This window comes from Amycolatopsis dongchuanensis (assembly GCF_039542405.1).
In the GTDB taxonomy this organism is placed as follows: domain Bacteria; phylum Actinomycetota; class Actinomycetes; order Mycobacteriales; family Pseudonocardiaceae; genus Amycolatopsis_E; species Amycolatopsis_E sacchari.
Genome location: NZ_BAABIB010000137.1, coordinates 18,618 through 44,698, shown reverse-complemented (window position 1 = coordinate 44,698; position 26,081 = coordinate 18,618). Strand labels below are relative to the sequence as shown.

Annotated in this window: 26 protein-coding genes; 14 read left to right on the top strand and 12 right to left on the bottom strand. The window is 71.4% G+C overall.

Annotated features, from left to right (window positions below):
• Positions 1–25: 25 nt before the first annotated feature.
• The 5 genes from ABFX51_RS33250 to ABFX51_RS33230 all read right to left on the bottom strand — a co-directional run bounded on the left by ABFX51_RS33250 (position 26) and on the right by ABFX51_RS33230 (position 5,855).
• A complete protein-coding gene (locus ABFX51_RS33250; protein WP_346056104.1) occupies positions 26–2,575 on the bottom strand; it encodes a CHAT domain-containing protein in 2,550 nt (849 codons plus the stop codon).
• A gap of 87 nt (positions 2,576–2,662) precedes the next feature.
• Positions 2,663–3,142 (bottom strand): hypothetical protein, encoded by a 480-nt coding sequence (locus ABFX51_RS33245; protein ID WP_091509085.1) that lies wholly within the window; start codon positions 3,140–3,142, stop codon positions 2,663–2,665.
• The gene (locus ABFX51_RS33240) at positions 3,139–3,744 is read right to left on the bottom strand and encodes an RNA polymerase sigma factor (RefSeq protein WP_091509088.1); all 606 of its coding nucleotides are present in this window, start codon (positions 3,742–3,744) and stop codon (positions 3,139–3,141) included. The genes ABFX51_RS33245 and ABFX51_RS33240 overlap by 4 nt, the downstream gene beginning before the upstream one ends.
• Before the next feature lie 338 nt (positions 3,745–4,082).
• Entirely contained in the window at positions 4,083–4,682 is a 600-nt protein-coding gene (locus ABFX51_RS33235) for a hypothetical protein (RefSeq protein ID WP_346056103.1), read from the bottom strand.
• Between the two features lie 24 nt (positions 4,683–4,706).
• Entirely contained in the window at positions 4,707–5,855 is a 1,149-nt protein-coding gene (locus ABFX51_RS33230) for a C1 family peptidase (protein WP_346056102.1), read from the bottom strand.
• Positions 5,856–6,062: 207 nt separating this feature from the next.
• Here ABFX51_RS33230 and ABFX51_RS33225 point away from each other — a divergent pair, with 207 nt between their 5' ends.
• Positions 6,063–6,410: an SRPBCC family protein gene (locus ABFX51_RS33225; protein ID WP_346056101.1), complete on the top strand. Its 348-nt coding sequence runs from the start codon at positions 6,063–6,065 to the stop codon at positions 6,408–6,410.
• On the opposite strand, the gene ABFX51_RS33220 is transcribed toward ABFX51_RS33225, so the two are convergent.
• Entirely contained in the window at positions 6,407–7,036 is a 630-nt protein-coding gene (locus ABFX51_RS33220; RefSeq protein ID WP_346056100.1) for an NAD(P)-dependent oxidoreductase, read from the bottom strand. The genes ABFX51_RS33225 and ABFX51_RS33220 overlap by 4 nt on opposite strands.
• 89 nt (positions 7,037–7,125) lie before the next feature.
• On the opposite strand from ABFX51_RS33220, the gene ABFX51_RS33215 reads away from it, so the two are divergent.
• Positions 7,126–7,695 carry a TetR/AcrR family transcriptional regulator gene (locus ABFX51_RS33215; RefSeq protein WP_346056099.1) on the top strand — a complete coding sequence of 190 codons (570 nt, stop codon included), beginning with the start codon at positions 7,126–7,128 and terminating at the stop codon, positions 7,693–7,695.
• Here ABFX51_RS33215 and ABFX51_RS33210 read toward each other — a convergent pair.
• Positions 7,676–8,167 carry a GbsR/MarR family transcriptional regulator gene (locus ABFX51_RS33210; protein ID WP_346056098.1) on the bottom strand — a complete coding sequence of 164 codons (492 nt, stop codon included), beginning with the start codon at positions 8,165–8,167 and terminating at the stop codon, positions 7,676–7,678. The genes ABFX51_RS33215 and ABFX51_RS33210 overlap by 20 nt on opposite strands.
• A gap of 92 nt (positions 8,168–8,259) precedes the next feature.
• Here ABFX51_RS33210 and ABFX51_RS33205 point away from each other — a divergent pair, with 92 nt between their 5' ends.
• The 7 genes from ABFX51_RS33205 (at position 8,260) to ABFX51_RS33175 (ending at position 15,630) form a co-directional block, all read left to right on the top strand.
• Positions 8,260–9,156: an ABC transporter ATP-binding protein gene (locus tag ABFX51_RS33205; RefSeq protein ID WP_346056097.1), complete on the top strand. Its 897-nt coding sequence runs from the start codon at positions 8,260–8,262 to the stop codon at positions 9,154–9,156.
• Complete coding sequence (locus ABFX51_RS33200) at positions 9,153–10,748, top strand: ABC transporter permease (RefSeq protein WP_346056096.1); 1,596 nt, start codon at positions 9,153–9,155, stop codon at positions 10,746–10,748. The genes ABFX51_RS33205 and ABFX51_RS33200 overlap by 4 nt, the downstream gene beginning before the upstream one ends.
• A gap of 75 nt (positions 10,749–10,823) precedes the next feature.
• Complete coding sequence (locus tag ABFX51_RS33195) at positions 10,824–12,083, top strand: MFS transporter (RefSeq protein ID WP_346056095.1); 1,260 nt, start codon at positions 10,824–10,826, stop codon at positions 12,081–12,083.
• Entirely contained in the window at positions 12,080–13,534 is a 1,455-nt protein-coding gene (locus ABFX51_RS33190; RefSeq protein WP_346056094.1) for an NAD-dependent succinate-semialdehyde dehydrogenase, read from the top strand. Before ABFX51_RS33195 ends, ABFX51_RS33190 begins: the two co-directional genes overlap by 4 nt.
• Positions 13,535–13,604: 70 nt before the next feature.
• Positions 13,605–14,099, top strand: a complete 495-nt coding sequence (locus tag ABFX51_RS33185) for a YbaB/EbfC family nucleoid-associated protein (protein ID WP_091509111.1) — start codon at positions 13,605–13,607, stop codon at positions 14,097–14,099.
• Positions 14,099–14,419: a hypothetical protein gene (locus ABFX51_RS33180; protein WP_091509114.1), complete on the top strand. Its 321-nt coding sequence runs from the start codon at positions 14,099–14,101 to the stop codon at positions 14,417–14,419. Before ABFX51_RS33185 ends, ABFX51_RS33180 begins: the two co-directional genes overlap by 1 nt.
• A 2-nt stretch (positions 14,420–14,421) precedes the next feature.
• The gene (locus ABFX51_RS33175) at positions 14,422–15,630 is read left to right on the top strand and encodes a hypothetical protein (RefSeq protein ID WP_346056093.1); all 1,209 of its coding nucleotides are present in this window, start codon (positions 14,422–14,424) and stop codon (positions 15,628–15,630) included.
• Positions 15,631–15,642: 12 nt separating this feature from the next.
• On the opposite strand, the gene ABFX51_RS33170 is transcribed toward ABFX51_RS33175, so the two are convergent.
• Together ABFX51_RS33170 and ABFX51_RS33165 are read right to left on the bottom strand one after the other, a co-directional pair.
• Positions 15,643–16,740, bottom strand: coding sequence for a hypothetical protein (locus ABFX51_RS33170; protein WP_346056092.1), 1,098 nt, complete (start codon positions 16,738–16,740; stop codon positions 15,643–15,645).
• An 11-nt stretch (positions 16,741–16,751) separates the two neighbouring features.
• Positions 16,752–17,522, bottom strand: a complete 771-nt coding sequence (locus tag ABFX51_RS33165) for a metal-dependent hydrolase (protein ID WP_091509386.1) — start codon at positions 17,520–17,522, stop codon at positions 16,752–16,754.
• A 46-nt stretch (positions 17,523–17,568) separates the two neighbouring features.
• Here ABFX51_RS33165 and ABFX51_RS33160 point away from each other — a divergent pair, with 46 nt between their 5' ends.
• Positions 17,569–17,946 (top strand): PPOX class F420-dependent oxidoreductase, encoded by a 378-nt coding sequence (locus tag ABFX51_RS33160; RefSeq protein WP_346056091.1) that lies wholly within the window; start codon positions 17,569–17,571, stop codon positions 17,944–17,946.
• A gap of 4 nt (positions 17,947–17,950) precedes the next feature.
• Here the strand turns inward: ABFX51_RS33160 and ABFX51_RS33155 are convergent, their stop codons facing one another.
• From ABFX51_RS33155 to cutA, 3 genes are read right to left on the bottom strand one after another with little or no spacing between them, the layout of a single operon-like run.
• Positions 17,951–19,036 carry an MBL fold metallo-hydrolase gene (locus ABFX51_RS33155; RefSeq protein ID WP_346056090.1) on the bottom strand — a complete coding sequence of 362 codons (1,086 nt, stop codon included), beginning with the start codon at positions 19,034–19,036 and terminating at the stop codon, positions 17,951–17,953.
• A 44-nt stretch (positions 19,037–19,080) separates the two neighbouring features.
• Positions 19,081–20,379: a glycoside hydrolase family 1 protein gene (locus ABFX51_RS33150; protein WP_346056089.1), complete on the bottom strand. Its 1,299-nt coding sequence runs from the start codon at positions 20,377–20,379 to the stop codon at positions 19,081–19,083.
• A gap of 40 nt (positions 20,380–20,419) precedes the next feature.
• Complete coding sequence (gene cutA / locus ABFX51_RS33145) at positions 20,420–20,734, bottom strand: divalent-cation tolerance protein CutA (protein ID WP_346056088.1); 315 nt, start codon at positions 20,732–20,734, stop codon at positions 20,420–20,422.
• Positions 20,735–20,858: 124 nt separating this feature from the next.
• On the opposite strand from cutA, the gene ABFX51_RS33140 reads away from it, so the two are divergent.
• The 4 genes from ABFX51_RS33140 to ABFX51_RS33125 all read left to right on the top strand — a co-directional run bounded on the left by ABFX51_RS33140 (position 20,859) and on the right by ABFX51_RS33125 (position 26,075).
• A complete protein-coding gene (locus ABFX51_RS33140; protein WP_346056087.1) occupies positions 20,859–21,881 on the top strand; it encodes a Ppx/GppA phosphatase family protein in 1,023 nt (340 codons plus the stop codon).
• A 67-nt stretch (positions 21,882–21,948) separates the two neighbouring features.
• Positions 21,949–23,736: a thiamine pyrophosphate-requiring protein gene (locus ABFX51_RS33135; RefSeq protein WP_346056085.1), complete on the top strand. Its 1,788-nt coding sequence runs from the start codon at positions 21,949–21,951 to the stop codon at positions 23,734–23,736.
• 120 nt (positions 23,737–23,856) lie between these two features.
• On the top strand, positions 23,857–24,783 hold the full coding sequence (locus tag ABFX51_RS33130; RefSeq protein WP_346056084.1) for a 5-dehydro-4-deoxyglucarate dehydratase: 927 nt from the start codon (positions 23,857–23,859) through the stop codon (positions 24,781–24,783).
• Between the two features lie 11 nt (positions 24,784–24,794).
• Positions 24,795–26,075, top strand: a complete 1,281-nt coding sequence (locus tag ABFX51_RS33125) for a glucarate dehydratase family protein (protein ID WP_346056083.1) — start codon at positions 24,795–24,797, stop codon at positions 26,073–26,075.
• Positions 26,076–26,081: the final 6 nt, after the last annotated feature.

The following is a 26,081-nucleotide window of genomic DNA, read 5'->3' as shown; positions in this document are numbered from 1 at the left end:
GGTGGTGGCGGGGAAGCGGCTGGCCCTAGCCCGCGCCGAGGCACAGGAACGGCCGCCGCAGCGGGTCGACCGCCGTGGCTTCCGCCAGTGCCAGCGCCGGTGACGTGCCGCGCGCCAGCCTGCGGTGCAGGTCCGCCATCGCGTCCGCCGCCGCGCGGTCGCCGACCCTCGCGATCGCCCCGACGATCGTCCGCGAACCGCCCGCCAGCAACGCGCCCGCGAACCCCAGCGCCTCCTCGCCCGGCCGGATGTGGCTCATCGCCAGCTCGCACGCCGCCAGCACGACCTGCTCCGGCGGGCGCTTCAACCGCGTCGTCTCGTGGGCGAACAGCGGACCGTCGACCAGTTCGAGCCGGGAGAACAACGCGTTCGCCGGCTCGTGCGCCCCGTGTGCCACCAGGTGCGCCAGCCCCGAACCGTCCAGCGCCGCCAGCACCTCCGCGCTCGTCGCGCTCGGGCCGTCGACCAGCCGCGCTCCCGGGTACACCGACCGCAGCTCCCGCACCTCACCGATCGCGCCCGGCACCCCCGGCCCGCCGACGAGCACCACGGGCTCCGGTGCGCCGCGTTCGGCCGCGTTCCGCCACGCCGTCGCCGAAGGGGCGATCGACAGCGGGCGCCCGCGCAACGACGGCAAGGCCGCCCACGGCAGCGCGTACAGCGGGCCGATCGGCACGATGACCAGCTCGCGGTCACCGATCGCGTCGGCGAGCGGGTCCACCACCAGGCGGTCGAGCAGGCCCGCGCGCTTCTCCGCGGACCGCGTCACGGCCGCCACCAGCGCCTCGGGCAGGTGGTCCGGGGCGAGCACGTTGAGGTCCGCGTGCAGCTGTTTGGTGATCTCGACGGTCTCCGCGAACGGTCCCAGCCCGACCAGCCGGAACCGGCCGTCCCGCACCACCACCGCCGACAACCGGTCCCCGTGCGCGATGACGCTCACCAGCGCGCGCTCGCCCAGCGCCGCCGCGACCTCGTCCGGAGTGGACACCGGCCGGGGTTTGCCCCAAGGGCTCGTGTACCAGCCCAGCCTGCTCGCCTCCCGCTGCAGCCGCACGTACCGCTGCTCCAGCGCGCCCGCCGGCTTGCCCTCCAGCCGGTTCTGCTGCGCACTGCGCTGCACGTGCCGCATCTCGGTGATCAACCTGGCCAGCACGGGATCGGCGATCTCGGGCAGCGGCTCGTAGCGGTACACCTGGGCGCGCGTGCGTTCCTGCCACGCGAACACCCGCCGCGCCCCGGCGTTGCCGCGCGCGCCGTCGAGTACCAGGCCCACGGCGAGCCGCCCGAGTTCCTGCCCGTGCACGGCCGTGCCGCACACGAGGTCCAGCCCGCCCATCCGGTCCCGCACCCGGCTCAGCTCCGCGAACCCGGCACGGGCCTGCGCCAGGGCGGAACGGGAACTGCCGCGTGCCACGGCGAGTTCCGCTCGGCACAACCGCAGCAGCATCACGTGGTCGATGGGCGTGGTGCGGCGCGGTTTCGGCACCCGCGCGAGGAGTTCCTCCGCCGCGTCGACCGCACCACGCCTCAGGTGCAGGCGTACCGCGAGCAACCGCGCGACGGCCGCCTCGTCCCGCAAACCCAGCTCCGCCAAGCGGTTCGCGTGTTCGACCAGCTCCACCGCGGCGCGGCGGGCCGGGCGAGCGGCGCCCTCCAGGGCTTCGGTCGCGTTCGCCCGCAGTTTCGCCAGCGCCGCCACCTCCGCCCACCTTTCGTTGCCGCGGCGGAGAAAGCGCTTTCGGGCGGCGGTGGAAAGCTTGCGCGCCAACGGGTAGTCCCGTTCGAGTATCGCCGCCGCGGCGCGCGCGACCTCCGCCTCGGCGACGTCCTGGATGGCCCGGCTGCGCCGCAGCTCCGGCAGCGCCTCGTCCAGGTGCCGCGCCGCTTCCTCGGCGAGACCGGCGGTGAGCAGCGCACGCGCCTGGTCCAGCCGCAGCCGCGGCAGCCAGCCGGGGCCCGCCTGCTCGTAGATGCGCGCGGCCTGCTCGTAGTGCCGCAGCGCCTCCGGGATGTCGCCGACGAGCTGCGACTGGTCGCCCAGGTTGTGCCGGGCCTTGCCCTCGATGCGCACCAGGCCGTGGCGGGTGGCCAGATCTATGCAGCGGTGCAGGTCGGAAAGCGCCGCCGCGGGCTGGTTGAGGTTCATGTGGACGAGCGCCCGGTTCATCAGGTTCCGGGACAGCGGCAGGGCGTTGGCCTCGGCGTCGCGCTCCAGCACCGGGATGATCGCGTCGAACAGTTCGAGCGCCTCGGTGAAGCGGCCCACCCGGCACAGCACGAGCGCGCGCTGCGCGTCGATCACCGCGCTGAGCAGGTGCGGGGAAGCGCTTTCCGGCAGGAGTTCCGGCAGGGCCGCCGCGTCGTCGAGGTGCGCGAGGCCCGCGGCCGTGGACCCTGTCTCGGCCTCGGCGAGCGCGATGCTGACGAGCACGCGGACGCGCAGCTCCACCCAGTCGGGCTCGGTGACCGGTCCGGCCGAGTCCAGCAGTTCCAGCGCCTGGTCGAGCAGGCGCAGCGCGACGGCGTTGTGCAGGTCACCGGAGGCGTCGGCCGCTCGGGAATGCAGCTCCCGCACGCGTGCGAGGACGCTTCGCGGTTCCTCAGGTACGGCCACACCAGCTATCTGAGCACATCGTGTTCGGCCGGGGTACAGCCGGTGAGGTCAGAGCACCACCGCGGGCGTGACGACCGTTCGCCTGGCACCCGTACCGCCCACCGAGATGACGATCTGCGTGGTGCCCCGCGGTACCTCGTCGAGCACGAACCGGCCGCCCTCGTCGGACTCCGTCGAGGACGACCCGTGCTCGGCCACCCGCACCTCGACCCCGTGCCTGCCCGCGGGCACGAGCCAGCCGTCGATGCGGTGGCAGCGGCCCACCTTCGTCAGGTTGATCATCACGGTCAGGTCGCTGACGGTGAACGTGATGGTGCCCTGGTCGACGCTGCTGCGGACGCCCACGAGCTGGTCTGCGCGCTCCCACCTGGCCACCTCGACGTCGAGGTTCTCCAGCTCCAGCGCGAACTGGACCCGCTCGACCAGGCCGGGCGGCGGGGGGTCGACCGCCTCCAGCACGCGCCCCAGTTCGGCGAGCAGGGCCTCGTCGCCGGGATGCGCTCCCTCCGGCACCTTGATCTCGTTCATGCACTGCCCCCTTCGGAGTCCAGCAGTTCGCGCATCGTCTTCAGGCAGCGCCCCCGGTTGGGCCCGATGCTGCCCCGCGGCATCCGCAGCGCCTCGGCGACGACCCGGTACTCGGCGCGCCCGGCCAGCACCGTGAGCCGCAGCAGTTCCTGGCACCGTTGCGGCAGCCTGCCGAAGGCCGCCCAGATCCGCCGGTCCCGTTCGGTGCGCAGCACCTCGGCCTCGGGCGCCGGCAGCGTGCTGGGCACGGCCTCGGCCATCTCGTCGGTCAGCGGCACGGGCGGTTGCCTGCGGCCGTTGACCCGTTGCGCTTCGTGGCGGGCGGTGGTCACGAGCCAGCCGGCGAGCGCCTTCGGCTCGCGCAGCTGGTGGAGGTGGCTCAGCAGCGCCAGCCAGACCGTCTGCACCACGTCCTCGGCGGCGTGCTTGTCGAGACCCGCACCGCGGGCCACGTTCCACACCAGCGGGGTCAGCTCGGCGACGAGCCGGTCCAGCCCCCGCTTGTCCCCGCCGCGGGCGGCCTCCAGGCACGCCGCGAACAGCTCAGGGCCACGGAGGCCGTCCCATGGTGGGCCAGCCTCGGCGGTGTGGACTTCCGTCACGCCAATCGCCCCCGCTCTCAGTGGTCACTCCTCCGCCGGTGCTCGCAGTATCCCGCTCTCGCCGTATGAGAGAAGGCTTGCGGCCATCAGATACAAATGTCACCCGATCGGAGTAATACCTCGTTACGCGTGAGCGCCGGCCGGCGTCGCGCCGCGGACACCGGCCGGCTCCCCCCTCACACCCGATGGCCTTCCCCCTCGGCCATCGCACCTCGTGGCCGTCCTCGCGGCGGCCACGTTCGGATCGCGTCCGGAGCCTCCCCCGAACCTCCTTCGGCGATCCGGCGAACGGTGGCGCCCGGCGGCCCCCTCGGCTGCCGGCCACCACCAGCCCTTCGTCAGACCAGGATCTGGTCGATCTGGCCCAGGGCGTTCTCCCGGAACGAGACCGGCAGCCCGTTGGCCTTCGCCAGCACGGCCAGCCCCGTCAGCGGGCTACGCCCCGACTCCACCGCCGCGAGCCGCTTCCAGCCGAGCCCCGCCACGAAGGCCCACACGCCGGGGCGTGCACTGGAGGACAGCAGGTGCGTGATCACCCGGTCGCGGATCCACAGGCCCGTCCCCTGCTGGGGCGCGTGGCCGTTGACCGGCTGCGGTACCGGCACCGGCGGGGTGTTGGGGTCCCACGCTCCGGTCGGCGGAGGCGTGTTGGGGTCCCAGGCACCAGTCGGCGGCGGGGTGTTCGGGTCCCACGCGCCCGTGGGCGGCGGGGTGTTCGGATCCCACGCGCCCGTGGGCGGCGGGGTATTCGGATCCCACGCGCCCGTAGGCGGCGGGGTATTCGGGTCCCACGCGCCAGTCGGCGGAGGCGTGTTCGGGTCCCAAGCACCCGTGGGCGGGGTGTTCGGATCCCACGCTCCGTCCGGCTTGGTCACCGGCTTCGGCCGCGGCTCCTCCTCGGGGCCGGTGGCCGGCTTCTCGGTCTCACTCGTCGTCATGCCTCTCGCTCCCCTGCTCGCAGGTCAGTATGTGGTCTGAACCATTTGCAACTCGTCGTGCACGACGAACGGGCTGACGGGATGACCGCTCGCCCGCGCGTCCGCGAGCAGCGCGAGCTGGTGCGCGCCACTCGTCCCCTCCGCCAGCCGCAGCCACCCCAGGTCCTCCAGCAACGCCCACGCGCGACCGTCCTTTCCGGACGCGAACAGGCCGAGTGCCCGCTGCGGCGGCAACCACGTGCGCAGTGCCACGCCCGTGCAGCCGAGCGTGGTGGGCCGGGGCTCGGGGTAGTCCTCGATGAACGCCTCCCCGTAGGCGATCCGGAAGAATCCCCCCTCACCCCAGCCCGTGCCCCACGAGTTCTTCGCGATCCAGCAGCCCTGGTCGTCGTCCCAGCCGATCAGGGCCACGCAGTGTCCCCCGCGGGTCTCCTCGGTGGTGTGCCGGTAGACCCCGCCCGCGTAGTGGAAGAAGTCCTCGTAGACCACCATGCAGGCGGTCACGGGGCCGTACCCGAAGATGTGGTGCTTGATCCCCGCCGGGTCGCGGGTCAGGTCCACCGTCTTCTCGGCGTGCACGACCCGCTGCGGCCAGTCCGGCCGCAGCGCGCCCGCACCCGTGTCGACGTAGGGCCAGCACTCCTCCAGTGCCACCCCGGTCGACACGCAGTCCCCCAGCAGGTCGTCCGGCCAGGCCCCGTCCTGGCCGTCGATCTGCCTCGGTGTGGCCTGCCCGAAGAACAGGTGCGCCTCGGACAGGTCCAGGTTCAGCTCCGCCGCCCGCCGGGTGTACGCCGCGGTCCCCTCCAGCACCGCGACCACCCCGAACGCGGTGCACGTACCGCGCTCCCCCTGGTCCTTGACGGGCGTCGTGTAGTCACCGCCGCACGTCCGCCGCAGGTCGAAGACCCGCGGCAGCTCCCCCGACGGTGCGTGCGGCGACGTGCAGCGCTGCCCGACCGCCCCGAGCGCGGCCTCGGTCATCAGCCCGGGCAGTTCCGCCCTGGCCTCGACCTCCGCCGCACTCGGGGCGGGCACCCCCAGCCGCACGGCACGCGAACCGGCCCCCAGCCTGCTCAGGCGGGTCTCCTCCGCCTGCCACGGATCCCCAAGCGCGGCAAGGGATTCGCGGATCGCCGCGATCTCCTCTTCGCAGGAGTGGTGGGTGCTCATGCATCCTCCAGCAGGGGGTCAAATCAACCGACGCTCCTATGACGCGCGGGGGGCCGCGACAGATACACACCGGCAGGAATTTTTTCGAAGCCCCTGGTCGGCCCTCCCCACTTTCACCCGTTCAGCCCAACGGTCGCCTACTCGCCGTGGCGTGGAGGTCCGATTCGTTCAAGACCCGCCGTGTCCTGCCGGGCAGACTTGGCGCCCATGACGACACTGCCTTCGCGGACACTGAGCATCCGCATCGAACGCCCCCGCGACGAGGTCTACAACTTCCTGACGGAGCCGGGAAGTTCTGCGAAATGGGCCTCCGGAATGGACAGCAGCGCGCCCGTCACCTCGGCGGAGGTCAACGAGTTCGGCGTGCTCGACCACACCGTGCACCTGCCGGGACAGGACGTGTACGTGCCGATGCGCGTGGTGCGCAACGGCACCGGCAGCGAGGTCCTGTTCACGCTGTTCCGCCTGCCCGACATGGACGACGCCCAGTACGCCGCCGACGCCGAAGCGGTGATGAAGGACCTGCGGAAGCTGAAGGAGCTCCTGGAGAACTAGGACCCCTTCGCGACCGAGACCGCGGCGCCGCGGTGGGAACCGTCCTCGGCGAGGCGCAGCAGGTAGTCCGCCAGGTCGGCACGGGAGATCGTGAAGCTCCCCCGCACGTTCCTGCCGACACTGCTCGCGATGACGCCGGTGTGCGGACCGTCCGTCAGCCGCGGCGGGCGCACGATGGTCCAGTCGAGCCCGCTCGCGACGACCCGCTCCTCCATGACGCGCATGTCCTCGTACTCCTCGCGCAGCATCCGGATCAGGATCGGCTTGACCGCCAGCCGGGTGAACCAGCCGTCACCCTCCCGGTGCATCCCGCTGTTGCTGACCACCAGCAGCCGCCGCACCTCCGCCTGCCGCATCGCCGTGATGATCGCGGCCGCGCCGTCCCGGCAGATCCGGCTCGGCCCGCGGCCACGCGGACCGAGCGCCGACACCACGGCGTCGCTGCCGCCGACCGCCGCGACGAGCGCGGCGGGGTCGAACACGTCGGCCACGACGACGTCCTGGACGGGCTCGCCGAGCCGGGCCGGGTCCCGCACGACCGCGGTCACGTGGTGCCCGCGGGCCAGTGCCTGCCGCACCACCTCGCGCCCGGTTCCCCCGCTGGCGCCGAAAACCGTGAGCTTCATGCCTGCCTCCTCAGGTTAGTGTTCACTCACCCGCTATGGTTGGTGAGTACTCACTTACCGTCAAGGGGACGCTGAGAAGGAGCTGAGAGTTGGGCACCCGGGAGGCGATACTCGCCGCGGCGAGCCGGATCATGCGCGAGCAGGGGTACGCCCGCGCCACGACGAAGGAGATCGCGCGCGCGGCGGGGTACTCGGAAGCCGCGCTGTACAAGCACTTCGCCGACAAGACGGAGATCTTCCTCGGCGTGCTGACCGAACAGCTGCCCGCACTCGGCGCGGTGCTCACCGACCTCGCGGCCAACGCGGGCCGGGACACGGTCCGGGCCAACCTGACCAGGGTGGCCAAGGCGGCGCTGGACTTCTACGCGGAGAGCTTCCCCATCGCCGCGTCCGTCTTCTCGACGCGCGAACTGCTGGCCGCGCACCGTGACGCCGTGCACGAGCGCAGCGCGGGGCCGCACCACCCGCACGACAAGCTCGTCGAATACCTCCGCGCCGAGCAGCGGCTCGGCAGGCTGCCCCGCTCCGCCGACCTGGACGCCACCGCCGCGCTGCTGCTCGGCGCGTGCTTCCAGCAGGCGTTCCTCAGCCACTTCGAGGACGGGCCGCGGGACTTCGACGCGCTCGCGAAAACCCTCGTCAAGCCCCTGCTCCGCTAGCCCGGCCGGCCCGCCAGCGCTCGACGAGCTTCGGCATCTCCTCGGCCATGAACGCGAAGAAGTCGTGCGTCTCCTGCAGCCGCGCGCCCGCCCGGGTTCCGGCGCCGACCGCGTCGATGCCCTCGGCGAGGGTCTTGAGCAGCGTCCGGTAGAGCTTGTCCTGGTGGGAGTACACCTCGAACCAGTAGTCGCTGTGCACGACGAACTGGTCCCGCCGCTCGCCCGCCGGCCGCTCGCGGCGCAGCAGCCCGATCTGCACGAGGTACCGCACGGCGCCGGAGACCGCGGCCGGGCTGATCTTCAGCGCCGCACCCAGCTCCGCGGCGGTGAGGTGCCCCTCGGGGCTCGCGAGCGTCATGGCGAACACGCGTGACGGCATCCGCGGCATCCCCGCGTCCGTGAGCATCTGCCCGAACTTCTCGGCGAACCGCACCGCGCCCTCGGCGAGGGGCGCGGGGTCGTCGGTCGACATGGAACCATCCTCTCTCATCCCCCACAGCCTCTCTTCGATCTTGACATTTTCCTAACTTCACAAATTTGTGAAAACAGCGTAGCTTCGCCGCCATGGACAACGCCATCACCGTCTCCGGCCTGCGCAAGTCGTTCGGGTCGACCCGCGCCCTCGACGGGCTCGACCTGGAGGTCGCCGCGGGTGAGGTGCACGGCTTCCTCGGCCCCAACGGCTCGGGCAAGTCGACCACCGTGCGGATCCTGCTCGGCCTGCTCCGCGCCGACGCCGGGCACGTGCGGCTGCTCGGCGGCGACCCGTGGCGGGACGCCGCGAGCCTCCACCGCCGCCTCGCCTACGTACCGGGAGACGTCAACCTGTGGCCCACCCTCTCCGGCGGCGAGGTCATCGACCTGCTCGGCCGGCTCCGGGGCGGGCTGGACCAGCGCCGCAGGAAGGACCTCGTCGAGCGCTTCGACCTGGACCCGAGGAAGAAGGGCCGCACCTACTCCAAGGGCAACCGGCAGAAGGTCGCCATCGTCGCCGCGCTCGCCTCCCACGTGGACCTGCTCATCCTCGACGAACCCACCGCGGGCCTCGACCCGCTGATGGAAGCCGTCTTCCAGGAGGCCACCCAGGAGGAACGCGCCCAGGGCCGGACCGTGCTGCTGTCGAGCCACATCCTCGCCGAGGTCGAGGCCCTGTGCGACCGGGTCAGCATCATCCGCGACGGGCGCACGGTCGAATCGGGCACGCTGGCCGACCTGCGGCACCTCACCCGCACCTCCATCACCGCGGAACTCGCCGGCCCGCCGAACGGGCTGTCCTCGCTCGCCGACGTGCACGACCTCAAGGTCGAGGGCAACCGCGTCCGGTTCGACGTCGAGACGCACTCGCTGGACAAGGTGCTGCGGCAGCTGACCGACGTCGGCGTCCGCAGCCTGACCAGCCAGCCGCCGACGCTGGAAGAGCTGTTCCTGCGCCACTACCAGGTCGAGGTGGGGGCGAAGTGAACTCCCTCACCGGAACCCGCCAGCTGGTCCGCCTCGCGCTGCGCCGCGACCGGGTCGTGGTGCCGATCTGGGTGGTGCTGCTCGGCATCCTGCCGCCCGTCATGGCGTCGACCTACGAGCAGTTCTACCCCGACGCCGCCGACCGGGCCACGCTCACCGCGGGCACGGCGGCCAACCCGTCCATCGCGCTGCTCTACGGCCCCGCGTTCGACCTGTCCACCGCGGGTGGGTTCACCGCGTGGCGGCTCGGGGTCTTCCTCGCCCTGTTCGTCGCGCTGGGCTGCGTGTTCACGGTCGTCCGGCACACGCGGCAGGAGGAGGACACCGGCAGGCAGGAGCTGCTGTCGTCCGGGGTGACCGGGCGGTACGCCGCGCTCACCGCGGCCCTGCTCGTGTCCGGCGCGGCGGCGCTGGTCACCGGCCTCATCGCGATGGCCACCCTGCTCGCCGCCGGGCAGCCCGCGGCAGGCTCGATCGCGTTCGGGCTCGGCGTCACGCTCGCCGGCTGGGTGTTCAGCGGCGTGGCCGCGGTGTGCGCCCAGCTCGTCGAGTACTCGCGCACCGCGAACGGCCTCGCCTCGGCGGTGCTCGGGGTGGCGTTCCTGCTGCGTGGCGTGGGCGACTCCGCGAGCGGGATGCGGTGGCTGTCGTGGCTGTCGCCGCTGGGCTGGATGTCGCAGCTGCGGCCGTTCGCCGGGGAACGCTGGGCCGTCGCGTTGTTGCCGCTGGCCGCGGCCGTCCTGCTCACCGGGCTGGCCTACTGGCTGCTGCCCCGTCGCGACGTGGGGCTGAGCATCTTCCCGTCACGGCTCGGGCCCGCGACCGCCGCGCCGGGTCTGCGCTCACCGTTCGCGCTGGCGTGGCGGCTGCAGCGGGGGATGCTGACGGGCTGGGTCGTCGGGTTCGCGGTCGCCGGGGTGCTGTTCGGCTCGCTCGCGAACGGGATCGGCGGCCTGGTCGGCGACAGCGCGCAGGTGCGGCAGATCTTCGAGCGGATGGGTGGCGCCTCCGCGCTCGTCGACGCCTACCTCGCGTCCATCGCCGGCATCTTCGGGATGGTCGCGGCGCTCTACGCCGTGCAGGCGAACCTGCGGATGCGGACCGAGGAGACCGCGGTCCGGCTCGAACCCCTGCTGGCGACCCGCGTGCGGCGACTGCGGTGGGCGGCCAGCCACCTCGTGTTCTCCTTGCTGGGCAGCGCTTTGCTGCTCGCCGTCGGGGGTACCGCGGCGGGCGTGGCACACGGGTTGCGGGCCGGGGACGTCGGCGCGCACATCCCGCCGGTGCTGGGCGCGACGTTCGCGCAGCTGCCCGCCGTGTGGGTGGTGGCGGGGATTTCGGTGCTGCTGTTCGGTTTCGCGCCGAAGCTCGCGACCGCGAGCTGGTCGGTCGCGTCCCTGTCCCTCGCGATCGCGTTGTACGGGCCGGTGCTGCGGCTGCCGCAGGCGGTGCTCGACGTCTCGCCGTTCACGCACGTGCCGAAGCTGCCGAACGCCGCACTGACCGCCACGCCTTTGCTGTGGCTGACCGGAATCGCACTCGTCGCCCTCATCGTGGGGTTGCGGGGTTTCAGACAGCGAGACATCGGGTAGCCCCAGCGGGTTGGCGGGTGGAGAGCCCAGGCTGGTCGGGGGCCTGGGCTCTCGTTTTGCGGTAGACCTGGACGCATGCCTGGGGGATTGCTACGACAGCCGGATTTCCGCCGCCTGTGGACAGCGGACCTGCTCAGCCAGTTCGGCGACCGCCTCAACGTCCTCGCGCTGCCGCTGCTGGCCGCGGGCAGCCTCGGCGCCTCGGCCTTCGGCGTCTCACTGCTGCGCACCCTGCAGACGCTCGCGTACCTCGCGATCGGCCTGCAGGTCGGCGCGTGGTGCGACCGGATGCGGTTGCGGCCCTTGCTGATCGGCACCGATCTCGGCCGCTTCGCGCTCTACGCCACGGTTCCCGTCGCCGCCGCGTTCGGAGTGCTGACGATGGGCCAGTTGTACGCGGTGGTCGCCGTCGCCGGGGTGCTCGCGGTGTTCTTCGAGGTGGGACACCAGACGTACCTGCCGCGGCTCGTGCCGCGCGACCGGCTGCTGGAGGGCAACGCGCGGTTGCAGACGAACCTCTCCGTCGCCGCGGTGACGGCGCCGAGCGCGGGCGGCTTCCTGGTGCAGTACTTCGGCGGGCAGGCCGCGGTCGGCGGGAACGCGTTGTCGTTCCTGTGGTCCGCGCTCTGGCTCGGCCGCATCCGCAAGCCCGAGCCGGTGCCCCCGCGCACCGAACGGGTGCCGCTGCGCCGCCAGATCCGGGAGGGCCTGGACTTCGTCCGGAAGCACCCGCTGCTGCGCCCGATCGCGGCGGCGCTGACGCTGGCGAGCCTGTTCCAGTCCGTGCAGATCGCGATCGGGGTGGTGTTCCTGCTGCGCGAGGTGCGGCTTTCGCCCGGGATCATCGGCCTGCTCAGCACCACCGGTCTCCTCGGTGCGCTCGTGGGCGCGGTGACGGGCCGGCGCATCGGGCAGCGCGTCGGCGAGGCCAGGCTGCTGTGGGTGATGGGGGTGCTGATCGCGCTCGGCTACACCGCGATGGCGCTGGCGAGCCCCGGCTGGCTGGTCGCCTGCTACCCCGTCGGGAACTTCGTCACCGCGTTCGCCATCACGGTGTCGAACATCGTGCAGGTGAGCTTCCAGCAGGGAGCCACCCCGGAACGGCTGCGCGGCCGGGTCACCGCGACCATGCGGTTCGTGACGTTCGGCGTGGCGCCGGTGGGCAGCCTGCTGGGCGGCCTCGTCGCGGACGTCGCCGGGCTGCGGGCGTCGATGTGGCTCGCGACGGCGGGGATGGCGCTGTCGGCGGCCAGGCTGATCGGCTCGCCGCTGCGGCGCCTGCGTGTCCTGCCGGAGGCATACGCGGAGGAGGGCACGGGTAGTCCGCCTACATGAGCGAGCTGATCGAGCGCGTACCCAAGCAGATCTTCCTGGCCGGCCAGTGGCGGGACGCCGCCGACGGCAGCCGGTTCGCCGTGCAGGACCCGGGGAACGAGCAGCAGCTGTGCGAGGTCGCCGACGCCCAGGACGCCGACGCGCGCGAAGCCGTCGAAGCGGCCGTCGCCGCGCAGGAGGAGTGGGGCGCGACCGCGCCGCGCGAGCGGGGCGAGATCCTGCGCCGCGCGTGGCAGCTGATGACGGACCGCGCCGACGACATCGCTCGCCTGATGACACTGGAGATGGGCAAGAGCGTCGAGGAGTCGAAGGCGGAGGTCACGTACGCCGCCGAGTTCTTCCGCTGGTTCTCCGAGGAGGCCGTGCGCATCGACGGGCGCTACGGCCGCAACCCGGCGGGCACGGGCCGCATGCTCGTCACGAAACGCCCCGTCGGACCGTGCATCCTGATCACGCCGTGGAACTTCCCGCTCGCGATGGGCACCCGCAAGCTCGGCCCCGCGATCGCCGCCGGCTGCACGATGATCGTCAAGCCGGCACAGCTCACGCCGCTGTCGATGCTCAACCTCGCGGCCCTGCTGCAGGAGGCCGGGCTGCCCGACGGGGTGCTCAGCGTGCTGCCCTCGACGTCCGCGAGCCGTGTCGTGAGCCCCGCGCTGGAGGACCCGCGCATCCGCAAGATGTCGTTCACCGGCTCCACCGAGGTGGGGCGCAAGCTCGTCGAGCAGTGCGCGCCGAACCTCCAGCGCATGTCGATGGAGCTGGGCGGCAACGCGCCGTTCCTGGTGTTCGAGGACGCCCCGCTCGACGACGCGGTGGCCGGGGCGATCACCGCGAAGATGCGCAACAACGGGGAATCGTGCGTCGCCGCCAACCGGTTCCACGTGCACTCCTCGATCGCGGACGAGTTCGTGCGGCGGCTCACCGAGCGGATGTCGGCGCTCAAGGTCGGGCACGGCACCGAGGACGGGGTGAAGGTCGGCCCGCTGATCAGCGCCGACCAGCGGGACAAGGTGAGCGAGCTGGTCGAGGACGCGACCTCCCGCGGCGCCCGCGCCACCACCGGCGGCAAGGCCTTGGACGGCAAGGGCTTCTTCTACGCGCCGACCGTGCTCACCGACGTCCCGCCGGACGCCAGGATCCTGCGCGAGGAGGTGTTCGGCCCGGTCGCGCCGGTGACCACGTTCGACACCGAGGACGAGGCCCTGCGCCTGGCGGACGACACCGAGTTCGGGCTCGTCGCCTACCTGTTCACGCGCGACCTCGACCGCGCCCTCCGCGTCGGCGAGCGCGTGTCCACCGGCATGGTCGGCATCAACACGGGCCTGGTGTCCAACGCGGCCGCGCCGTTCGGCGGGGTGAAGCAGTCCGGGTTCGGGCGCGAGGGCGGCGACGAGGGCATCGAGGAGTACCTCGACGTGAAGTACCTGGCGCTGGCGCTGAAGGAATAAAACAAAGCGGACATTCCGCATTTCCGCTTGTTCCTGGAACCCGTTTGGACTTAGCTCCGTCAGAGTGAGCATGAATTCGCCCGGAAACGCGGGAACAGCGGACATCACGCGCAAAGCGGAAGTCGCCAAGGCGCAGCTGCGGCAATTGTCGGCCACGCTGTCCAGTGCGGACGGTGCGGCGACCGTGACCGTCAACGCCAGTGGTGCGCTGCAGAAACTGGCATTCGGGCCGAAAGCGCGCGAACTGCCGCTCGACCGGCTGGCGGCCGCGGTCGTCGCCACGGCGCAGCGCGCGCAGGCGCAGGCGGCGCGGCAGATAACGGCGATTATGGCACCGGTGATCGGCACCGACAGCGACGCGATGCGTTTTCTGGAGGAACAGTTCCCGGCGCCCGAATTGCCGGAAGAACAACCGGCCGCCCCGCAGGAACGCCGTTTCGTGGTGAACGAGGAACAAGCGGCCCCGCCGCCTCCTCCCCGGCCGCCCGCACCACCACGGCCGCCCCGCCCGCCTGTCGACGGCGGTGACGAGGAATTCGGTTCGTTCATGCGGAGGGACTGGTGATGGCAGGCGGTTTCGAGGCGGACCTGAACGCGCTCGCGGCCCACGAGCCGGAGGTGCGCGAGGTCGCGGACAAGGTCCACGAAGCGATCGATGCCACCGGCGCGGCACAGGGGCTCGGCGACCTGAACGCGTTCGGCCTCGTCGGGCAGGTCGTCGCACTGGGGGTCGAGTACTGGATCGCCAGCGCCACCAGCTTCGTCAAGGGGCTCGGCGACGCCGGGCACGACCTCGCCGACAAGGTCAAGACGGCGCACGAGGCGATCTCGTCGCACGAGGAGAAGTCGAAGGCGGCACTCACCGCGATCGGTAAGGACCTGTAGCCATGACCTCGACCGAGAACCCGCTCGTCGCCACGGCCGAGCGGCCCTCCGGGCCGTTCACCAACACCGGCAAGGACGGCGCGGGCGTCATCGACAACCTGCCGGCGCAGACCTCCGGCTCCGGCCTGTTCAACGACGTGGCCACCACGGTCAAGGACTTCTCCGACGGCGACTGGGCCAACGCCGGGCTGGATGTCGCGACCGACGGGCTGGACCTGCTCGACGCGGCGATGGATCCGCTCGGCGCGCTGGCCAGCGCCGGGGTCGGCTTCCTGATCGAGCACATCAGCTTCCTCAAGGAGGGGCTGGACAAGCTCGCGGGCAACCCCGAGGCCGTCACGGCGAAGGCCCAGACCTGGCAGAACGTCTCGAAGCAGCTCAACGAGGCAGCCGAGACCTACGAGCGGTCGGCGGCCAAGACGGCGCAGTCGTACAAGGGCGAAGGCGGCCCGGCGGCGTACCAGGAGACCGCGAAGGGTTACGCGGACGCGCTGCGTGGTGCGGCGGGGCACGCGCAGAGCGCCTCGACGGCCATGCAGGTCGCCGCCGCGATCGTGGGCACCGAGCGCGGCCTGATCCGCGACATGATCTCCGAGTTCGTGGGCGAACTGATCGTCAAGGGGCTCGCCGCGCTGGCCACGTCGTGGTGCTCGTTCGGCGGCACCGTGGCGGCGTTCATCGCCGACACCGTTGTCGAGGGCGGCGTCCTCGCCGAGAAGATCAGCACGCGGATCGCGAAGATCGTCGAGCGGCTCGAGGCGCTGGCGAAGAACGCGAACAAGTCCAAGGCCGCCATCGAGGGTGCCGCCAAGGCGCTGGCCAAGGTGGGCAAGGCCGCGGACAAGATCGCCGACAAGAGCCTCGACGCGGCGACGAAGATCGAGTCCACGGCGAACCGGCTCAAGCAGGCGGGCAAGGAAGCGCACGAAGCCGCTGAAGCGAAGGAACTGCGCGAAGCCACCGAGGGCGAGCACGAGAACCCGCTCGAGAAGAGCTTCCTCAACCTGAACAAGTGGGTCGAAGAAGGTGGAGTGCCCAAACCGAATGTGAGCGACGGGGTGCACGCCGCCGCCGAAGGTCGCCGCCAGGAGAACGAGCAGGCCGACCGCTCGCACGAAGCCGCCGAGGCCTACGAGGAGGAGCACCGCGAGGAGGAATCCGGCGGCGAGCAGCCTGCCGGAGCCGGGGAGCGACCCGCCGGAGGCGAGTGAGCCGCCCGCGGCCTACTTGACCTGGAACGGGCCGGCGGCGCGCGTGGTCGCCCCGGCCCAGAGCCGGGGCGCGAACCGCCGGACGGCACGGGCGAGCTCGTCGACCGAGCCGCGCTGGCTGCCCAGGTGCACCGTGGTGGTGCGCTCGTGCGTGCGGACGAGCACCTGGTCGAGCCGACGACGCGAGGCAAAGCTCCCCACCGCGCGCCTGCTCCAGAAGGTCTCCACCGCGACCGAGGTGATCTCGCCCCAGGGCAGGGTGAACGGCTCGCCGCTGGGGTCGTCGAGGCTGAGGCTGTCGGCGTCGAGCACGAAACACCGGCCGCGCGCCACCATCGGCGACCACAGCAGGAGCCCGAGCGCCAGCAGCGCGAACGGCGCGCCGAGCAGGACGGACAGGACCCGCACCACGACGCCGGCCCCGGAGTCCGTGAAGGCCGCGGCGAGCAGGCCCGCTCCGACGCACGCCGCCAGCACCCCGCCGACGAGCGCCTGCACGACGGTCCGCCTGCCGACGTCGACCACGACCGGCGGCTGCGCTTCGGGCGCCGGAACCAGCTGCGGCGCGACCCCCGGGGCCGTCACCAGCGCGCTCCACGGGGTCGACGGCACGCGCTGCCAGTCCCGCGGAGCCCCCTGCGCGACCGCCTCGGCCACGCCCGCGCGGCGCGGCAGCCGCACCTTCACCGCGGAATTCCGGGGCAACCGCACCAGCACCGGGCTGTACAGGTGCTCGGCGAAATCACCCGATTTCGGAAAGAACACCAGAACCAGCCCGAATCGCTCGTCCACTCCCTCCTCGGAATGGACGCCGACCGCCGAAAGATCCGCCCAGGAAATGCGGAAGGCGTCCCCACCCTTGGTCTCGTAGCCGATTCCGCTGTCGTCGACGACGAGTTCGCGCGGCCAGCGCAACGAGCGCCACCCCAGCAGCCGCAAGGCCACGACCAGCAGGAACACCACCCCGATGACGATCATCGGAACCGTCAGCCAGCCGCTGGTACCGGCCATCGCACCCGAAAGCACCAAACCGGCGCCGAGGACGAGGAAAATGAACGCGACGGAAATCTGGTCGAGCCTCGTTCGCCAGCCGAGCCGGATGCGGGTCATGGAAAAGGAGTCTAGGGGTGGGCACCGGCCTGGACGGAAATCTGCTCGAAGAAACCGCTCAGCCCCTGCCACACACCGGGCACCAGCAGCACACCCAGCACCACGAACGCCGGGAACACGAGGAGGTTCTCCACCCGCTTGCCCGTGCGGAAGCGGAGGAACGACGGTGGCCGCAGCTCGTACCACGTCTCGCCCGCGATCGGGACCGGGAACAGGAACGGGCAGCCCGCCTCGGTGAGCGAGTCGCCGAGGCAGTGGGTGAGGCAGCCGACCGCGACCGCCACGCCGAGCCAGCCCGTCAGCTCCTGGAGCTCCCCGGCGGCGCTCGCCGTGCGCGCCCACCACACCACGGCCCCGGCGCCGACGAGCAGCAGCCAGTCCCCCAGTGCGTCCGCGGCGAGCAGCAGCCCGAACAACACCACGCCGGCGACGGCGTACCAGCCGCCCGCGCGCGTGCCCCACATCGTGAGCGCGCCGAGCCCGGCGGCGAACAGTACGGTGTGCGACAGGTGGCGGTGCATGCCGCGGTGCCGCTCGTCGCGCGGCCCCTTCGTGACGGCGTACAGCATCGAGGACAGGCGCCGGAGCAGCCAGGACAGTGCGCCCGTGACCGGCCCGAGCAGGCGTGACGCGCCCGCGCCGGGGTGGTCGAGGTCGGGCAGCAGCGCGAAACCGGCCGTGGTGGCGGCGAAGGCGACGGCCTGGTGCACCGAACTCGCGCCCACGGTCGGGGCGACGGCGAGTCCGGCACACCAGCCGGTGAGTGCGTGCGTGCGGCCCATCATGGGGATGATCTTGGCAAGTGGGTACGACAGGAAAGGACACCGGATGAGCCCGGAGTTGCACGAGTTCTGGCGTGAGCGGCACCTGTGCACGCTGACGACGCTGCGGAAGGACGGGTCGCCGCACGTCGTGCCCGTCGGGGTCACGGTGGACGAGGAGTTCCGCACCGCACGCGTGATCTGCTCGCGGGACAGCGTGAAGGCCCGCAACGTCCGCGCCGGGAACGGTGAAGCACGCGTCGCCGTGACTCAGGTGGACGGCCGCCGGTGGTCGACGCTGGAGGGCGTCGCCGTCGTGCGGGAGGACCCGGAGTCCGTGCGGGAGGCGGAAGAGCGCTACGCCGCGCGCTACCGCCAGCCCCGCCCGAACCCCGAGCGCGTGGTGCTGGAGATCCGGATCACCCGCCTGCTCGGGCTGCGCTGAGCGCCTAGAGGGCCTGCCACCACGGGTCGACGGCGGGCAGGTTGTCCAGGTCCAGCCGCTCGCCGGGGCGTGGGACGGCGAGCGTGATGTCGTGTGCCTTCGCCTCGCGCCAGACGCGGTCCGCCGGCTCGTTCCAGCCGTGCAGGGCGAGCCGGAAAGTGGCCCAGTGCACGGGGATCAGCACGCCGCCCCGCGCGTCGAGGTGCGCGGCGACACCCTCCTCCGGTGTCATGTGGATGTCCGGCCACGACGGGTGGTACGCGCCGATCTGCACGAGCGCGGCGTCGAACGGCCCGTACTTCTCCCCGATCCGGCGGTACCCGTCGAAGTAGCCCGAGTCGCCGCTGTAGAACAGGCGGCGGCTCGGGCCCGCGATGATCCACGACGCCCACAGCGTGTTGTTGCGGGTGAAGGCACGGCCGGAGAAGTGCTGCGCGTCGGCGGCCGTGATGCGGACGCCGGAGATCTCGGTGCTCTCGTGCCAGTCGAGTTCGATGATCCGTTCCGCGGGAACCCGCCAGCGCCGCAGGTGCGAGCCGACGCCGAGCGGCACGATGAACGGGGCGTCCTGGATGCGGGCCAGCGTGCGGACGGCGGCCGCGTCGAGGTGGTCGTAGTGGTCGTGCGACACGATGATCGCGTCCAGCGGCGGCAGGTCTTCGAGGCGGCACGGCGGCTCGTGCATCCGCTTCGGACCGATCAGCCGCGACGGCGAAACCCGCTTCGCCCACACCGGATCGATGAGGATCCGCCTGCCCTCGATCTCCACGAGCGTCGAGGAGTGCCCGTACCAGGTGACGTGCAGTCCCTCGGCCGGGTGGTCCGCCGGCGGCGGGACGAGCGGGATCGGTCCGGCGGGCTTGCGGCGCTGCCCGCCGAACAGCATCTCCCTGAGCAGGTCGCGGCCGGTGCTCGCGGTCTGCGGCACGGGCGGGGCCAGGTTCTGGAACCGCCCGTCGCGGAACTGGGGTGACCGCTTCATCACCTCGAGGTCCGGGCGGCCGCCGAACGCGAGGGGGATCTCCCAGACGGCCCACGCCAGCGCACCGAGCGCTGCCACCGGGACCGTCCACCGAAGTCGCTTCGCCATGCTTCGAAACTACCCACTGAATCCTGATGTTTCCTGAGACCGCGTTAACCCAGGTGAGCGAGCGGACCGCTGGGGTTCGGCGGGGCGAGGCAGCTCAGCGGGAAGTCCACCAGCGAGCAGGTCGCCGGCGCCTGCCCGAGCCGGTACCCCTCCGGCACGCCCCCGTTCGCGATCGCGTCCCGGTACGCGGGCACCGCGGCCGTCGGACGGCGGGTCAGCGAGGGGTCGGTCAGTGCGTCCACTGTGTACAGTCCGAAGCGGGGGCGGTAGCTGCCCCATTCGTAGTTGTCGGTGATGCTCCAGTAGTTGTAGCCGATGACGTTCATCCCGTCGGCCTTCGCGCGCTGCACCCAGAAGATCGAGTCGCGCAACGCCGTCTCGCGTGTGTAGCCGTCCTCGCGCGGCTGGGCGTTGTCGGTCGGCATGCCGTTCTCCACGATGTACAACGGCAGGTTCGGGTACCGGTTCGCGTAGTACCGCAGCGCGTCGTAGATCCCCTCGGGCTGGAGCTTGATCTTCCACAGGTCCCCGGAGATCGCGTTGAGCGCGGTGAGGTTGTCCAGGCTCACGCCGTAGTAGTAGTCCAGGCCCACGAAGTCCAGCTTGTCCCGGATCTGGTCCATGACCACGAGGTCCGTCAGCGGGTTGAAGCCCGCGTAGAACGCCTGGTTGCTGGTGACCTTGGCGCCCGGGTCCAGGCGGTGGATGAGGTCGTACGCGCGGCGGTGCGCCAGCACGACGTCCGCCTGCCACAGCGGGATCTGCAACGGGTTGAGCGCGCCGATCTTCAGCTCCTGGCTCAGGAACGCGACGGGTTCGTTGAACGTCACCCACAGCACGTTCCGGTACCGCTGCACGACCTTCTCGGTGAAGGCGAGGAAATCGCCGACCGTGCGCGGGTCGGCGAAGCCACCGCGGTCGGCGACCCAGCCCGGGTACACCCAGTGGTTCAGGGTGATCATCGGCGTCATCCCGGCGTCGCGGATGTGCCGCACGACGTCGTCGTAGTACGCCAGCTCCTGCTCGTCCCACACGCCGGGCCGCGGCTGCACGCGCGCCCACTCCACGCTGAACCGGAACGTGTTGACGCCCATGTCCGCGGCGAGCTGGATGTCCTCGGCGTAGCGGTGCCGGAAGTCGACGGCGTTGCCGTACGGGTCGACCCCACCGCTGCGCGCGACGTAGCGGGACCAGTTGCTGTCGGGCGCACTGCCTTCGGACTGGTACCCGGCGGTCGCCACGCCCCAGTAGAACGCGCGTGACCAGGCGGCGGCCTGCGCCGGCTGCCAGGCCAGCACCGTGAGAACGACGACGAGGACGACGGCGAGGCTCCGGCGCAACATGCGAAAGAAATTTACGTTCGCCGTACGGCCCCGTCAATCGTCACCGTGTTTCCGCGATCACCCAGCGCAAGTACTCGGCGCTCCCACCTTCGATGGGCGTCGCGATGACCTCCGGGGTGTCGTAGCTGTGCACGTCCTCCAGCAGGGACACGAGCGGCGCCACCCGGTCCGCCGCCGTCTTGATCTCCACCCGCCACTCGGGTTCGGTCCGGACTTCGCCCTCCCAGCGGTACACGCTGGTGATGGGCACGATCTGCGCGCAGGCACCCAGTTTCGCCTCCACCGCACGCGCGGCCAGCTCCCGCGCGGAGTCCTCGCTGTCGGTGGTGGTCGTGACGACGACGTGCTCGGCCATGCGCCCCAGGGTAGGACCACGCCCAGCCGCCGCCCGGCCCGTTCGCCCCGCCCTCGTGCGGCAGTGCCGCGGCTCCTGGCGGATATCCGTGTGAACGGGCACCTGAACGGGTACCCAGGACCTCATGCGATTAGGCGTGCTCGACATCGGTTCCAACTGCGCTCAGCTACAGGTGGTGGACGCGAGCCCCGGCGCGCCTCCGCTGCCCGCGCTGGCGGTCAAGGAACCGACGCGCCTGGCGGAGCTGATCGAGGCGGACGGCTCGCTGTCGGAGGAGGGCGTGCACCGCGCCGTCGAGGCGGTCGACGCGACGCTGGCCGCGGCGCGAAGACACTGCGTGGAGCAGCTGTTCCTGTTCGCCACCTCGGCCATCCGGGACGCCACGAACCGCGACGAGATCCTCGACCGCATCGAGCACCGCACGGGCGTACGCCCGCAGTACCTCACCGGTGAGGACGAAGCCCGCCTCACCTACGTCGCCGCGCACCGCTGGTACGGCTGGTCCGCCGGCCGCATCCTGCTGTTCGACATCGGCGGCGGCTCACTGGAGATCGCGCTCGGCCGCGACGCCGAACCCGACCTGACGCTGTCCCTCCCGCTCGGCGCCGGCCGCCTGACCCGCCAGTTCCTGCTCGACGACCCGCCGTCGCGGCGGCAGGTCAAGGACATGCAGCGGCACGTGCGCGACATGCTGCGCGAGGTCGCCGACCGGCTGCGCTGGGAGGGCGCGCCGTCCCGCGCCGTCGGCACGTCGAAGACGTTCAAGCAGCTGGCCCGGCTCGCCGGAGCCGCCCCGCAGCGCAAGGGCCCGTTCGTGCGCCGCACGCTCCGGCAGGACGCGCTGGACCACTGGATCCCGCGCCTCGCCGACCTCCGCGCGGCGGAACGCGCCCGCCTGCGCGGGGTTTCCGCGTCGCGGGCACGGCAGATCCTCGCGGGCGCGATCGTGGCGAAGGCGACGATGAGCGCGCTCGACATCCGCGAGGTCGACATCTGCCCGTGGGCGCTGCGCGAGGGGATCATGCTGCACCACCTCGCGAGCCTGCAGGTGCACGAGGAGACCCTGCCGCTGGAGACGATCAAAGCGGTGAACCCGTCACGGGACGCCGCGGTGCTGCGGCCGGTGCCGGACCGCCTGAACGCCTGACGAGGTGTCACCGCCTCGCCCCGGGGGTAGCCGAACTCGGAACCCAGGGACAGCGTGAGGAGGCACCATGGCCGAGACGGTTGGCGACTACCTGTTGCGGCGGTTGCGTGAGTGGGGTGTGGAGCAGGTTTTCGCCTACCCGGGTGATGGGATCAACGGCATCGTGGCCTCGTTCGGTAAGGCGGGTAACCGGCCGCGGTTCGTGCAGGCCCGGCATGAGGAGATGGCGGCGTTCGCGGCGGTGGGGTATGCGAAGTTCTCCGGTCAGGTCGGGGTGTGCATGGCCACCTCGGGGCCGGGGGCGATCCACCTGCTCAACGGCCTGTATGACGCCAAGCTGGACCACGTGCCGGTGGTGGCGATCGTGGGGCAGACCGCCCGGTCGGCGATGGGGGGTTCCTACCAGCAGGAGGTGGACCTCCAAGCGCTGTACAAGGACGTCGCCAGTGAGTACCTGGTCGAGGTGAACGTCGCCGAGCAGCTGCCCAACGCGCTGGACCGCGCGATCCGCACCGCCCTGGCCAAACGCGCACCGACCGCGGTGATCATCCCGAACGACCTGCAGGAGTCGCCGTATTCACCGCCGGAGCACGCGTTCAAACAGGTGCCCTCCAGCGCGCCGGGGTGGCCGCATCCGGTGACGATCCCGCCGGAGGACGAACTGGCCCGCGCGGCCGAGATCCTCAACGCCGGCCAGAAGGTCGCGGTGCTGGTGGGGCAGGGCGCGCGGAACGCGGCGGCGGAGGTGCGCGAACTCGCCGAGCTGACCGGGGCGGGGGTGGCGAAGGCGTTGCTGGGCAAGGATGTGCTGCCCGACGACCTGCCCTATGTCACCGGGTCGATCGGGCTGTTGGGCACCCGCCCGTCGTATGAGCTGATGCGGGACTGCGACACCCTGCTCATCGTGGGCTCGAACTTCCCGTATTCGCAGTTCCTGCCCGAGTTCGGCCAGGCCCGCGGGGTGCAGATCGACCTGGACGGCTCCATGATCGGGATGCGGTACCCCACGGAGGTGAACCTGGTCGGCGAAGCGCAAGGCGCCCTGCGGGCGCTGGTGCCGATGCTCACCCGCAAGACCGACCGCTCCTGGCGGCAGACGATCGAGAAGAACGTGGCCGATTGGTGGGCGACGGTGGAGCAGCAGGCGATGCTGGAGGCGAAGCCGGTCAACCCGATGCGGATCGTGCACGAGCTGTCCCAGCGGCTGCCGGAGGACGCGATCATCACCGCCGACTCCGGGTCCTCCACCAACTGGTACGCGCGGAACCTGAAGATCCGGGGCCGGGTGCGGGGGTCGCTGTCCGGGACGCTGGCGACGATGGGGCCGGGAGTGCCGTATGCGATCGGGGCGAAGTTCGCCTGCCCGGACCGGCCGGTGATCGCCCTGGTCGGGGACGGGGCGATGCAGATGAACGGGCTGGCCGAGCTGATCACGATCGCCCGCTACCGCGAGTTGTGGGCCGACCCGCGGCTGGTGGTGTGCGTGTTCCACAACAACGACCTCAACCAGGTCACCTGGGAACTGCGCGCGATGGGCGGAGCACCCAAGTTCGAGGAATCCCAGTCCCTGCCCGACGTGAACTACGCCGACATCGCCCGCTCCCTCGGCTTCGACGGCGTCTCGGTCGACTCCCCCGACCAGCTCGGCCCCGCCTGGGAGCGGGTGCTGTCCGCCGACCGGCCCGCCCTGCTCGACGTGCGCTGCGACCCCGAAGTCCCGCCGATCCCACCCCACGCCACCTTCGAGCAGATGAAATCCGCCGCCGAAGCCGTCCTCAAAGGCGACCCCAACGCCTGGCACCTCATGGCACAAGGACTCAAAACCAAAGCACAGGAACTCCTGCCGTCCCGCTGATCGCACCGCACCGAGGGCCCTCTTCCCGCCGGGAAGGGGGCCCTCGCCATTGACTCGCCCGGCGGAATGTTCCTAGGCTGTCTTCATATCGAGCCATTGTCTACATATGAAGACGAGCTGATGAGCAGACCGCACGAAACCGCAGAACTGCTCCGGAGCCGTATGGCCGCCGGAGTGCTCTCGTTCCCCCTGACCCCGTTCACCGAACGCGGCGAGCTGGCCCCGGACGCGTTCCGCACCTACCTCCGCACGCAGCTCGCGGCGGATCCCGCTGCCGTGTTCGTCGCGTGCGGCACCGGTGAGTTCTTCTCGCTGACGCTCGACGAGTACGCCGAGGTCGTGCGCATCGCCGTCGAGGAGACCGCGCACCGCGTTCCGGTCGTCGCCGGCGTCGGCTACGGCTGGGCGATCGCCGCGCAGTACGCCGCCCGCGCCGAGGAAGCGGGCGCCGACGGCGCCCTGCTGCTGCCGCACTACCTCGTGAAGGCACCCGTCGACGGCCTGGTCGAGCAGGTGCGCAAGGTCGCCGAGGCCACCTCACTGCCACTCATCGCATACCAGCGCGACTACGTCACTTTCACCGCGGCGTCCGTGGCTCAGCTGGCCAAGATCCCCGGGGTCATCGGCCTCAAGGACGGGCACGGCGACCTCGACCAGCTGCAGCGCCTCAAGCTCGCCGCCCCGGAGGAGTTCCTGTTCTTCAACGGCGTCGCGACCGCCGAGATGCAGGCCCGCGCGTACTCCGCGATCGGCATCCCCGCGTATTCGTCCGCTGTGCACGCGTTCGCACCGGAGATCTCGAAGGCGTTCTTCACCGCGCTCCACGCCGGCGACCAGTCGCGTGTGGACGAACTGCTGCGCCACTTCTACCAGCCGTTCGTCGAGCTGCGTGACCACCGCCCCGGCTACGCGGTGTCGCTGGTCAAGGCCGCGGCCCGGCTGCGCGACCTGCCCGTCGGCCCGGTGCGCGCGCCGCTGACCGATCCCACCCCGGAAGAGCTGACCACCCTGAAAGGCCTGCTGGCCACCGGCCTCGACCTGGTCTGAGGAGGACACAGTTGTCCCGCATCGCGGAAGTACGCGTCACGCCCATCCTGATCGCCGACCCACCTCTGCTGAACCTGCAGGGCGTACACCAGCCGTATACACCTCGCACGATCGTCGAGGTGATCACCGAAAGCGGCGTGGTCGGCCTCGGTGAGACCTACGGCGACACCGACTACCTCAAGCTCGCCGAAGCCTTCGCGCCGCAGCTCAGAGGCGCCGAACTCGTTGTGAACAACCTGCATACAGCCGTTACACAATGTTTGGAACGCGTCGGAGCCGAGCGGGTGGACAACACCGTGCAGGCCGAAGGGCTGCGCGGCAGCCGGACGATGGGGAAGATCGCCTCCAGCGTCGCGTCGGCGTTCGAAGTCGCGATCTGGGACGCGCTCGGGCATGAACTGGACCTGCCCGTGCACGCGCTGCTCGGCGGCAAGGTGCGCGACGCGGTCGAGTACAGCGCGTACCTGTTCTACCGCTGGGCCGAGCACCCGGAGCCGGACGAGCCCAAGGACGACTGGGGTGCCGCGCTCGACCCTGACGGGGTCGTCGCGCAGGCAAAGCGCATGGCCGAGGACTACGGCTTCAGCTCGTTCAAGCTCAAGGGTGGCGTCTTCGAGCCGAAGCAGGAGGTCGCCGCCGCGCGTGCGCTGGCCGAGGCGTTCCCCGGGCAGCCGGTGCGGCTCGACCCGAACGGCGCTTGGTCGGTCGCGACCAGTCTGGAAGTGGCGGCCGCGCTGGAGGACGTCCTCGAATACCTCGAAGACCCGACGACCGGCACCGCGAACATGGCCGAGGTCGCCCGGCACACGTCGCTTCCCCTGGCCACCAACATGTGTGTGACCGCGTTCGACGAGATCCCCGAGGCGTTCAAGACCGACGCGGTTCAGGTCGTGCTCTCCGACCACCACTACTGGGGCGGCCTGCGGGCGACGCAGGACCTCGCCGCGGTGTGCCGGACCTTCGGCGTCGGCGTCTCCATGCACTCCAACACCCACCTCGGCATCAGCCTCGCCGCGATGACCCAGGTCGCCGCGACGATCCCGGACCTGCGCTACGCGTGCGACACCCACCGGCCGTGGCAGACCGAAGACGTGATCACGCAGCCGCACACGTTCTCCGGCGGCAAGATCAGCGTGCCGGACACCCCGGGCCTCGGCGTGGAGCTCGACCGCGAAGCCCTCGCGAAACTGCACCAGCGCTGGCAGGAGAGCGATGTGCGCCGCCGGGACGACGCCGCCGCGATGCGCCGCGTGCACCCCGACTTCACCGCGCCGAAGTTCCCCCGCTGGTAACGGCTT

Bases quoted from the DNA above. Each gene is read 5' to 3' on its own strand.
- ABFX51_RS33135 (WP_346056085.1), top strand. From the start codon at position 21,949: ATGGCCGAGACGGTTGGCGACTACCTGTTGCGGCGGTTGCGTGAGTGG.
- ABFX51_RS33155 (WP_346056090.1), bottom strand. From the start codon at position 19,036: ATGGCGAAGCGACTTCGGTGGACGGTCCCGGTGGCAGCGCTCGGTGCG.
- ABFX51_RS33195 (WP_346056095.1), top strand. From the start codon at position 10,824: ATGCCTGGGGGATTGCTACGACAGCCGGATTTCCGCCGCCTGTGGACA.
- ABFX51_RS33245 (WP_091509085.1), bottom strand. From the start codon at position 3,142: ATGAACGAGATCAAGGTGCCGGAGGGAGCGCATCCCGGCGACGAGGCC.
- cutA (WP_346056088.1), bottom strand. From the start codon at position 20,734: ATGGCCGAGCACGTCGTCGTCACGACCACCACCGACAGCGAGGACTCC.
- ABFX51_RS33185 (WP_091509111.1), top strand. From the start codon at position 13,605: ATGAATTCGCCCGGAAACGCGGGAACAGCGGACATCACGCGCAAAGCG.
- ABFX51_RS33210 (WP_346056098.1), bottom strand. From the start codon at position 8,167: ATGTCGACCGACGACCCCGCGCCCCTCGCCGAGGGCGCGGTGCGGTTC.
- ABFX51_RS33165 (WP_091509386.1), bottom strand. From the start codon at position 17,522: ATGGGCCGCACGCACGCACTCACCGGCTGGTGTGCCGGACTCGCCGTC.
- ABFX51_RS33180 (WP_091509114.1), top strand. From the start codon at position 14,099: ATGGCAGGCGGTTTCGAGGCGGACCTGAACGCGCTCGCGGCCCACGAG.
- ABFX51_RS33225 (WP_346056101.1), top strand. From the start codon at position 6,063: ATGACGACACTGCCTTCGCGGACACTGAGCATCCGCATCGAACGCCCC.
- ABFX51_RS33205 (WP_346056097.1), top strand. From the start codon at position 8,260: ATGGACAACGCCATCACCGTCTCCGGCCTGCGCAAGTCGTTCGGGTCG.
- ABFX51_RS33235 (WP_346056103.1), bottom strand. From the start codon at position 4,682: ATGACGACGAGTGAGACCGAGAAGCCGGCCACCGGCCCCGAGGAGGAG.
- ABFX51_RS33130 (WP_346056084.1), top strand. From the start codon at position 23,857: ATGAGCAGACCGCACGAAACCGCAGAACTGCTCCGGAGCCGTATGGCC.
- ABFX51_RS33190 (WP_346056094.1), top strand. From the start codon at position 12,080: ATGAGCGAGCTGATCGAGCGCGTACCCAAGCAGATCTTCCTGGCCGGC.
- ABFX51_RS33140 (WP_346056087.1), top strand. From the start codon at position 20,859: ATGCGATTAGGCGTGCTCGACATCGGTTCCAACTGCGCTCAGCTACAG.
- ABFX51_RS33150 (WP_346056089.1), bottom strand. From the start codon at position 20,379: ATGTTGCGCCGGAGCCTCGCCGTCGTCCTCGTCGTCGTTCTCACGGTG.
- ABFX51_RS33160 (WP_346056091.1), top strand. From the start codon at position 17,569: ATGAGCCCGGAGTTGCACGAGTTCTGGCGTGAGCGGCACCTGTGCACG.
- ABFX51_RS33170 (WP_346056092.1), bottom strand. From the start codon at position 16,740: ATGACCCGCATCCGGCTCGGCTGGCGAACGAGGCTCGACCAGATTTCC.
- ABFX51_RS33220 (WP_346056100.1), bottom strand. From the start codon at position 7,036: ATGAAGCTCACGGTTTTCGGCGCCAGCGGGGGAACCGGGCGCGAGGTG.
- ABFX51_RS33230 (WP_346056102.1), bottom strand. From the start codon at position 5,855: ATGAGCACCCACCACTCCTGCGAAGAGGAGATCGCGGCGATCCGCGAA.
- ABFX51_RS33175 (WP_346056093.1), top strand. From the start codon at position 14,422: ATGACCTCGACCGAGAACCCGCTCGTCGCCACGGCCGAGCGGCCCTCC.